Here is an 8,658-nt window from a genome sequence, read left to right on the forward strand (position 1 = left end):
CCTTGGCGAGTATCGCCAAGCAAGTTATAAACCGAAGCCAAGCAGTATGGGCAGAAAGGAGGATACCACATGATAGGCAAGCTAAAGAAAGGTGCATCCTTTGGTGGTTGCGTCCGCTATGTGACAGGCAAGGACGAGGCGAAAATCATCGCCTCGGATGGTGTGCTACTCGGCACGAATGCCGAGATAACGCAAAGTTTCGAGCTACAGAGGCAGCTAAATCCAAGGATTAAGAAGCCTGTGGGACACATTGCATTGAGCTTCAAGCCAGAGGACAAGCCACGTTTGACGGATGAGTTCATGGCTAAGATAGCCCTTGAATACATGCAGATGATGGGCATCACCGATACCCAATTCATCATCGTAAGGCATCACAACACGGACAATCCACATTGCCATATCGTGTACAACCGCATCAATAACGAGGGCAAGCTCATATCAGACAGGAATGATTACAGGCGTAATGAGCAAGTGACCAAGGCTCTTAAATCCAAGTATGGATTGACTTATGGAACTGACAAGAGCAAGACTAACACTCGCAAATTGCGCAATGCGGAGCGTGCAAAATACGAGATTCACAATGCCGTTAAAGATGCCTTGAAAGTCGCAGATAGTTGGCAGAAGTTCAAGAAAGAACTTGCAAAGCAAGGTGTTCACTTGGAGCTTGTCTATATGGATAAGGAGCAAACCAAGGTACAAGGCATCCGTTTCTGCAAGGATGGATATAGCTTCAAGGGTACGCAGATTAGCCGAGAATACAGCTTTGTCAGGTTGGATGCAAGACTTGGCACAGAGTATAATCGTGTATCGCCAAGAGCCGAATCTATGCAGGGAGGACAACTAAGTTGTCACCAAGTAGAACAGACTCAACCAACGACAGAACATACCCAAGACCCTTGGAGTAATATTTCTTCCATCGGCTTGTTTGCTCCGTCTAATGCCCAAACTTATGAGCCATTCCCAGAGGATGAATCCGCCAAGAAGAAAAAGAGAAAACGCAGAAAAGGCTTCAGCCTTTGATGCAAGTTACAAACTTAAAATTAGAATCGAACATGAAAGAAGAACTATTGGAAGCCATCTATGGCACAGTTGAGAGATTGGAGCAGAAAGTCGATGAGCTTTCTGCCTCCACAAAGAACGCAGGAGCAGAAACCGTTCCTGCAAGTAATGACATAACCAACTTGGATAAGTCAATCAATGCGATATTTATCAAAGAAGAGGAAGTCAGAGGTAAAATATCCAAATTAAGAGATGCCATTGTCGTTTTTGCTGACCTTATTAAGGTTGAACTTGGCAAAAATGAGCAGCGAAGCAAGTTCTTGGTTGATGCAGTCAAGCAGATGAGACAAGAGAATGATGTTTTCTCGAAGGTATTGCAGGACAAACTTGAAGTGTTGAACAATTCACCTCAAAAGAAGGTTGTAACCCATCGCTTCGAGCCAACCTCAAAGAAAGTTCTTCTTTTCATTGGTAGCTTGGCTCTGTCTCTTGTCCTCTCCATTTGGGGCAATCTCACGCAATGGCGAGAGCATCAAGATTGGGAGGAGGCAGACTTGAAGTATAGGGCATTGAAGATGGTTCTGTCAGTAGATGACCCGAACATTCGCTACATCGAAAAATATTTCAATGTGCAACGAGATGAAAATATTATAGACAACGTAAGAAATCGTGTTATTGCTTATGATGATTCTGTCCGCCACCATTATGAAATGATAGAAATGGCAGCATACAAAGATAGTCTTGCAAAACAATTGAACAAAGAAGCTAATGATATAAAAGAAAGGCTTAAAAAGTAAGAGAGAACCTATACCAGTTGTCACATTTTTACAATGTAACGAATTCTTAATATTGATGTAATGAAGCTGCAATTAAAAAGCAGTACTTTTGCAGTCGTCAATTTGAATGACTAGTCTTATTCAGCAAAAAGAATAATAAAGTCGACATTATTATATATAGACCAAACTATAACAAGGAGCGAAAGCCGATGCGCTAAAATGTAGGCAACAAAATATCAAAATTATGGACATAAAAGTTATCAAAAACAAAGATGTTATGACCACAGAAGACTTGGTTAACATCAAAGGTGGCTTGAACGAATCACTTGATTCCATTGCTACAACGTGTACATGCGATTGTTGGATCAGCAATAGTAATACAACACCAGCTAAGCCATCCACATCTGTAAAAAAATAATTAGTGAAGTTGTGCATAACAACTAAGAAAAAAGTGCGCATCTGTAGTCGCGAATATAGGTGCGCACATTAAAACTATGAAATATGAAGAATTTATATGTTTCAAGATATTGTTACTTTTTTCGTAGTACGACAGGGGTACCATTAGCATATTCGTCAAAGGCAAATTCTTTTATAGAATTGTCTGACTACGTATTTGAATTGTTGAAGGTACACCAAACAGAAGAAAAACCGATTAACGAGATTGTACCAAGTGAAGTTTTAGAAACTCTTTGCAAAGAGGGCTTTGTTGGATTTAAGGAATCTGATGATAATTTTGTCTTGGAAAGCCAATTCGTCACTCAAACAGTTCAACATGATACAACAAAATTAAATCTCGTCTTAGTTCCAACTTTGAATTGTAACTTTGATTGCCCTTACTGTTTTGAAAATGGGAAAAGAGGTGGCATTATGAGTGAAGATACTATCAAGGATTTGTTAGAGTTCATAAAAGGGAATAAAGGCAAGGACAACATGAGTTTGACGTGGTACGGAGGCGAGCCACTTTTGGGATTGAAGGTAATAGACAAAATTTTAAAAGGATTAGACAAGATAGGATGTACTTTAAAGCACCATTCAATTATAAGCAATGGCTATTACTTTGATGAGAAAGCCATGGAAATTTTTGAATCACATCCGTTAGATAGTATTCAAATAACTTTAGATGGACAAGAAGACAGGCATAATAAGCTGAGAGCTATGAAAAGTACAAAAGCTCCTTCTTTTAATACAATCCTACAGCATATAAAATTAATTGCTGAAAATATGCCACAGACAGAGTTGCATGTTAGAGTCAATATCGACAAAAACAATGTTGAAGATTATTTTTCTCTTCGAGAAGACATTAACAACATGGTCAACTCAAATAATGTTATTGTGTACCCAGGCATTATAAGATTAGAAAATAAAGAAATGACTAATACTGTAGAGCCTGCATTTGGACGTTGGGAAACTGCAAATTTTCTTTATGATATATATTCAAAGGGAATATTAAAGGGAGAAGTTTACCCTTCATTAGGCATATCCAAAACCTGTTGCGCTTCTTGTATCAATTCTTTCATAATAGGTCCACAAGGAGAAATTTATAAATGTTGGAATGATGTTTCAGACAAGACTAAAGTTGTTGGATATATCAATAGAAAAGGTATAGTTAACAAGGAACTTTACTACAGATACCACATTGGCTGCGAATGGTATAATGACACTGAATGTAGGAAGTGTTTTTTCTTACCTATCTGCAATGGTAAGTGTGCTTGGTACAATGAACGCAATATATACCATAATGGCAATTTTAACTTATGCCAATGTATGCAGAAAGCTCCAGGGCTATTAGATAAATGTCTTGAAAATTATTACAATTCTTTAAAGTAGCATACAATGAAATGTTTTAGAATAATAGTATTTATGTTCATTCAGTTCTTGCCCCTCTATGTTTTTTGCCAGAACGTAGAGGGACAAGTTATTGATTCTTTGGGACTTCCATTAGAGTTTGTCAATGTGGTGTTTTTATCAAGAAAAGACACGACCTTTATCAATGGTGCAGGAACTGATTCCGATGGAAAATTTTCAATTGACTCAAAGGGAAAACAAGGTTTTCTCCGTTTCTCACGAATTGGCTATTCTACATTAGTAATGAATGTTGATGGACAACAGGTGATAAAAGCGGTACTTAACGAAGATAGGAATACTTTAAGTGAAGTGGTGATTAAAAGTAATTTACCTAAGACTATATTGAAAGACGAAGGAATGTTAACCAATATTGCTGGAAGTTTTCTGGAAAAGGCAGGAACTTTAGAGCATGTGTTGAGCTATATTCCAAACATTATAATTATTGATGGAAAAGTGCAAGTCTTAGGCAGAGGCGTTCCCGATTTTTACCTTAATGGTCATAAAGTTATTGACCGAATGGAACTCAAAAACTTGCGAGGTGACAATATAAAAAACATAGAGGTTATCAACAATCCTGGAGCACGTTATGGCGCAGCCACAAAAAGTGTAATTCGTATTACAACCAAGACTCGCAAGGAAGACAGTTGGGGTGTTGATATGAGTTCATCTTATGGTATAAATGAAGAAAAACGTTTTAGTACCACAAATGTTGCCACATTAAATTTCCATTATAAAAAGATGGACATTTCTAGTTCTTTGTATTGTGATTATTCCAATACGGAAGATGACAAACTGGTCCAACAGTTTACATATTTAGATAACGTTTGGGAGAAAAATAACAACATCATTCAAGAATATACGAATGTCAACCCATATGCCAAGTTGGCTATTAGTTATCAGCTTAATGACAGTACTTCGTTAGGAGTAAGAGCAAGCTATGATAGGTTTGCTAAAAATTACGGTTCTGGAACCATGGATGCAGTAGTTACAAAAGATTCTAACATATCAGAATCTTCTCATAGCTATTATGAGTCTCCTGCAAATTCTACAGCAGTAACTACAAATGCGTACTATGTAGGAAAGGTTGGCAAATTGACAGTTGACTTCAATATTGACTATTATTGGTACAATAAAAAGGAGCACATGTATAATAATGAGTGGATAGATGCGAACATGGACGCTACTTCTGAAAAAGTTGAAACGTCACGCAACTCTTTTAGTTACCAACTTGCGTCAAAAATCAATTTGACGATACCGCTTTTTGGTGGGCATTTCTCTTGGGGAGGAGAGCTTTCTGACAACAAACGAAAAAGCAAATATGATGTACTTCCCATAAATCTCCTCAACAATGAAAGAAGCACTGTTGAGGAAAAGGCATACTCTTCTTTTTGTGATTATAATAGACGTATTGGAAACGCTGTTATTCTTATGGGAGTACGTTATGAGAACACGAATTTTAAGTATTATAGTCATGAAGAATATGTCCCATCTCAAAGTAAAAGATTTAGTGACCTATTTCCATCATTGTCTATTTCGTTTCCTATAGGAGATTCACAAATACAAGTTAATTATGCTTCCGATATAAATCGCCCATCATACTATCAATTAAGAAATGGTATTCAATATGACAATCGCTATACTTATGAGTCTGGAAATCCTTATCTGCTTCCTTCGAAAAGTCGTAACTTAGGATTTTACTTCACTTGGAGTAGCATTGCTTTTTCCGCTATCTATTCCCATATTTCTGATGAAATTTGTAGTATTGTAAAACCTTATGGTGAAAATATGCAAATATCAATAATGCGACCAGAAAATATGGAAAGTTATAACAAAATTCAAACGAATTTAAGCCTTAGCCCTTCGATTGGTTTTTGGCATCCACAACTTAAGGCAGCTATATCCAAACAATGGTTTTACATGTCAAACCCAAATTCGAAATCATTGAGTAATCCCATTGGAACATTTCATATCAATAATACTTTTGATACCAAATGGTTTATGGCTTCACTTTTAATGACAGTTCAAACTGAAGGAAATATGGGCAATTGCTTTACATATAGTTACTGGAATACAGACATTTCGTTATATAAAACATTACTTAAAGATAGATTAACTATACAGCTTTATGCCAATGATATCTTTGGTACTGCCAATTTGCGACGTGTCATATATTCTGGTAAACAGAGTTGTTCAAATATCAAATCTTATTCGTCAAGTTCTGTTATGTTGACTGTTCGATATGCTTTAAATGCAAAAAAAGACAAATACAAAGGAACAGGTGCGGGAATACAACAAAGAAAACGCTTGTAAAAAAACGATTAATATTCAAGATGAAAAATAATTTTACATTCACCCACCAACATGATTCTATGCAATGTGGGGTAGCATGCTTGCAAATGATATGTAAATGTTTCGGCAGAGAGTACACAATGGATTCACTGTCGAAACTTTGCTTTGCAACAACGGAAGGGGTGTCCATGCTAGGCATCAATGAGGGAGCTAATATCCTAGGATTACACACAATAAGTACAAAAACTACCATTTCTATGTTAGGTGAAGCCTCTCTACCCTGTATTCTTCATTGGAATCAGAATCACTTTGTTGTCTTGTATAAGGTAAAGAAAGGCAAGAAATTCTATGTCGCTGACCCAGGGAAGGGATTGGTTACTTATGGCTTAGAAGAATTTAAGCAGCATTGGATAAGCACAAAATCCAATGATGAGGACAAGGGCATTGCCATGTTCTTGGAAACCACTCCAGCCTTCTATACTTACAAGATGGAGGGTGAAGAGAACATCAAAGAGAAGAGGTCTTTCCGTTTTCTCTTTGGGTATGTGAGGAAATACCGTAAGTACTTCGGACAAATTATCTTGGGTTTGGTAGTCGGAAGCCTCTTGCAGCTTGTCTTGCCATTCCTTACCCAGTCCATTGTAGATGTCGGCATCAAGAACCAAGACATCGGCTTTGTTTGGCTTATCCTGTTGGGACAGTTGATGCTCACTATCAGCCGAACGGCAATCGACTTTATCCGCAGATGGCTATTGCTTCATATATCCTTGCGCATCAATATTTCATTGGTGAGCGACTTCTTCATCAAGCTCTTGAAGTTGCCGATGTCTTTCTTTGACACGAAGCTCATGGGCGACTTGATGCAGAGAATGAACGACCATAGCCGTGTGAACAACTTCCTCACTCAGCAAACGCTCAATATTACCTTTGCCATGCTCACCTTCGTGGTCTTCTCGGTGGTGTTGTTCTTCTATAACAAGTTTGTGTTTGCCATCTTCTTGTTGGGAAGCATCCTCTATGGCGCATGGATGACCTTGTTCTTGAAACGGAGAAAGGTGCTCGACTATGAATTGTTTGAGCAGCAAGCTATTAACAACAATAAGACCTACGAGTTTATCACCTCCATGCAGGAAATCAAGTTGCAGGATTGTGAGCAACGCAGAAGATGGGAATGGGAGGACACGCAAGCAGACTTGTTCGGGGTGCAGATGAAATCACTCAAACTCCAACAGACACAGGAGGCTGGAAGTATCTTCATCAACGAGGTGAAGAACATCATCATCACGGTAGTTGCAGCCACCGCCGTAATCCATGGTCAAATGACACTCGGTATGATGCTTGCCGTGCAATACATCATCGGACAGCTCAACTCGCCTGTGGAGCAACTGATGAACTTCTTCTATTCTCTGCAAGATGTGAAGATTAGCTTGGAACGAATCAACGAGATTCACCAGATGGATGATGAGAACGGAAAGGAAGGCTTGCTAACTTATATTGAGGACAAGGACGAGGGCATCGACATCAAGAACATCATGTTCAAATATGATCCACATGCTTTGCGCAAGACCATAGACAATGTGAACATTCACATTCCGCAAGGTAAGGTAACAGCCATCGTTGGCGCATCTGGCAGTGGAAAGACCACCCTCATCCGTTTGATGCTTGGTTATTATCCCGTCTTGGAGGGACAAATCAACATAGGCAATACTGACATCAACAAGCTCAACAAGAAATGGTGGCGCAGACAATGTGGCGTTGTGATGCAGGAAGGTGTCATCTTCTCGGAGAGTATTGCACGAAACATTGCTGTTGATGATGGTGACATAGACAAGGAACGGTTGCTAAAAGCAGCCGAGATAGCTTGTATCAAGGATTATGTGATGGCTTTGCCTCTGAAGTTCAACACCAAGATTGGACGTGATGGCGTGGGACTGAGCCAGGGACAGAAACAACGCATCTTGATAGCAAGGGCGGTGTATAAGAATCCAGACTATATCTTCCTTGACGAGGCAACCAACTCGCTAGATGCTAACAACGAGAGAAGCATCGTGGAGAACTTGGATAAGTTCTACAAGGGCAAGACTGTTGTGATTGTGGCTCATCGACTGAGTACGGTGAAGAATGCCGACCAAATCGTAGTCATAGACCATGGTAAGGTCGTTGAGGTTGGCAACCATGAGTCTTTGACCGCCAAGCGAGGGGCATACTATAATCTTGTGAAGAATCAATTGGAATTGGGAAACTAAAATGCTATTGATATGGAACAGAATGAAAAAGAATCAGATAATATCGAGTTGAGAAGCGAGAAGGTGAGGAACGTGATAGGCAAAGTTCCTCCTCGCCTCGTCAGCTTGGGAACGGTTGTCATTACGATAATAGTCCTCGCCCTCGCAGTTGCTTTCTACAAGATACCTTATCCTATATCCATAGAGGCTAATGGTGAGGTCATCAATCAAAGAACAGTGCAAGTGTTTGTGCCATACAAGTATTTGTATCTTTTCGATGAGCCAAGGACGGCTCATGTATCTTTCGAGGGCAACGATAATGCATCTTATAACTGCGACATCACAAGCCATAAAGCCAGGCTCATACATAGGGAAGATGGTAACTATTTTATGGCTATAGCCACAGTGAGTACACAGGGACAAAAGTCCCCTGTGTTGCAAAAGTACATGAAAGCCGATGTCAGAATCATCGTCAGCAACAAAACGTTATGGCAGCAGGTATTCGGATAAGCTATATCCGAATA

6 protein-coding genes are annotated in these 8,658 nt (G+C 39.2%); all 6 read left to right on the top strand.

Features of this window, described 5'->3' with window-relative positions; all coding sequences use genetic code 11:
• Positions 1-69 precede the first annotated feature (69 nt).
• The 6 genes from NNC77_RS15635 to NNC77_RS15660 all read left to right on the top strand — a co-directional run bounded on the left by NNC77_RS15635 (position 70) and on the right by NNC77_RS15660 (position 8,644).
• A complete protein-coding gene (locus NNC77_RS15635) occupies positions 70-1,020 on the top strand; it encodes a relaxase/mobilization nuclease domain-containing protein (RefSeq protein WP_254971738.1) in 951 nt (316 codons plus the stop codon).
• Between the two features lie 32 nt (positions 1,021-1,052).
• Positions 1,053-1,796 carry a hypothetical protein gene (locus NNC77_RS15640; protein WP_254971736.1) on the top strand — a complete coding sequence of 248 codons (744 nt, stop codon included), beginning with the start codon at positions 1,053-1,055 and terminating at the stop codon, positions 1,794-1,796.
• Between the two features lie 480 nt (positions 1,797-2,276).
• Positions 2,277-3,602, top strand: coding sequence for a radical SAM/SPASM domain-containing protein (locus tag NNC77_RS15645; RefSeq protein ID WP_118201559.1), 1,326 nt, complete (start codon positions 2,277-2,279; stop codon positions 3,600-3,602).
• Positions 3,603-3,608: 6 nt separating this feature from the next.
• On the top strand, positions 3,609-5,930 hold the full coding sequence (locus NNC77_RS15650; RefSeq protein ID WP_254971733.1) for an outer membrane beta-barrel family protein: 2,322 nt from the start codon (positions 3,609-3,611) through the stop codon (positions 5,928-5,930).
• Positions 5,931-5,950: 20 nt separating this feature from the next.
• A complete protein-coding gene (locus NNC77_RS15655; RefSeq protein ID WP_254971731.1) occupies positions 5,951-8,155 on the top strand; it encodes a peptidase domain-containing ABC transporter in 2,205 nt (734 codons plus the stop codon).
• A 12-nt stretch (positions 8,156-8,167) separates the two neighbouring features.
• Complete coding sequence (locus NNC77_RS15660; RefSeq protein ID WP_233522190.1) at positions 8,168-8,644, top strand: hypothetical protein; 477 nt, start codon at positions 8,168-8,170, stop codon at positions 8,642-8,644.
• Positions 8,645-8,658 lie beyond the last annotated feature (14 nt).

This window comes from Segatella copri (genome assembly GCF_024330485.1).
GTDB lineage: Bacteria > Bacteroidota > Bacteroidia > Bacteroidales > Bacteroidaceae > Prevotella > Prevotella copri_L.

Excerpts from the sequence above, each read along its gene's own strand:
- NNC77_RS15640 (WP_254971736.1), top strand. The coding sequence starts at position 1,053 with ATGAAAGAAGAACTATTGGAAGCCATCTATGGCACAGTTGAGAGATTG.
- NNC77_RS15645 (WP_118201559.1), top strand. The coding sequence starts at position 2,277 with ATGAAGAATTTATATGTTTCAAGATATTGTTACTTTTTTCGTAGTACG.
- NNC77_RS15635 (WP_254971738.1), top strand. The coding sequence starts at position 70 with ATGATAGGCAAGCTAAAGAAAGGTGCATCCTTTGGTGGTTGCGTCCGC.
- NNC77_RS15660 (WP_233522190.1), top strand. The coding sequence starts at position 8,168 with ATGGAACAGAATGAAAAAGAATCAGATAATATCGAGTTGAGAAGCGAG.
- NNC77_RS15650 (WP_254971733.1), top strand. The coding sequence starts at position 3,609 with ATGAAATGTTTTAGAATAATAGTATTTATGTTCATTCAGTTCTTGCCC.
- NNC77_RS15655 (WP_254971731.1), top strand. The coding sequence starts at position 5,951 with ATGAAAAATAATTTTACATTCACCCACCAACATGATTCTATGCAATGT.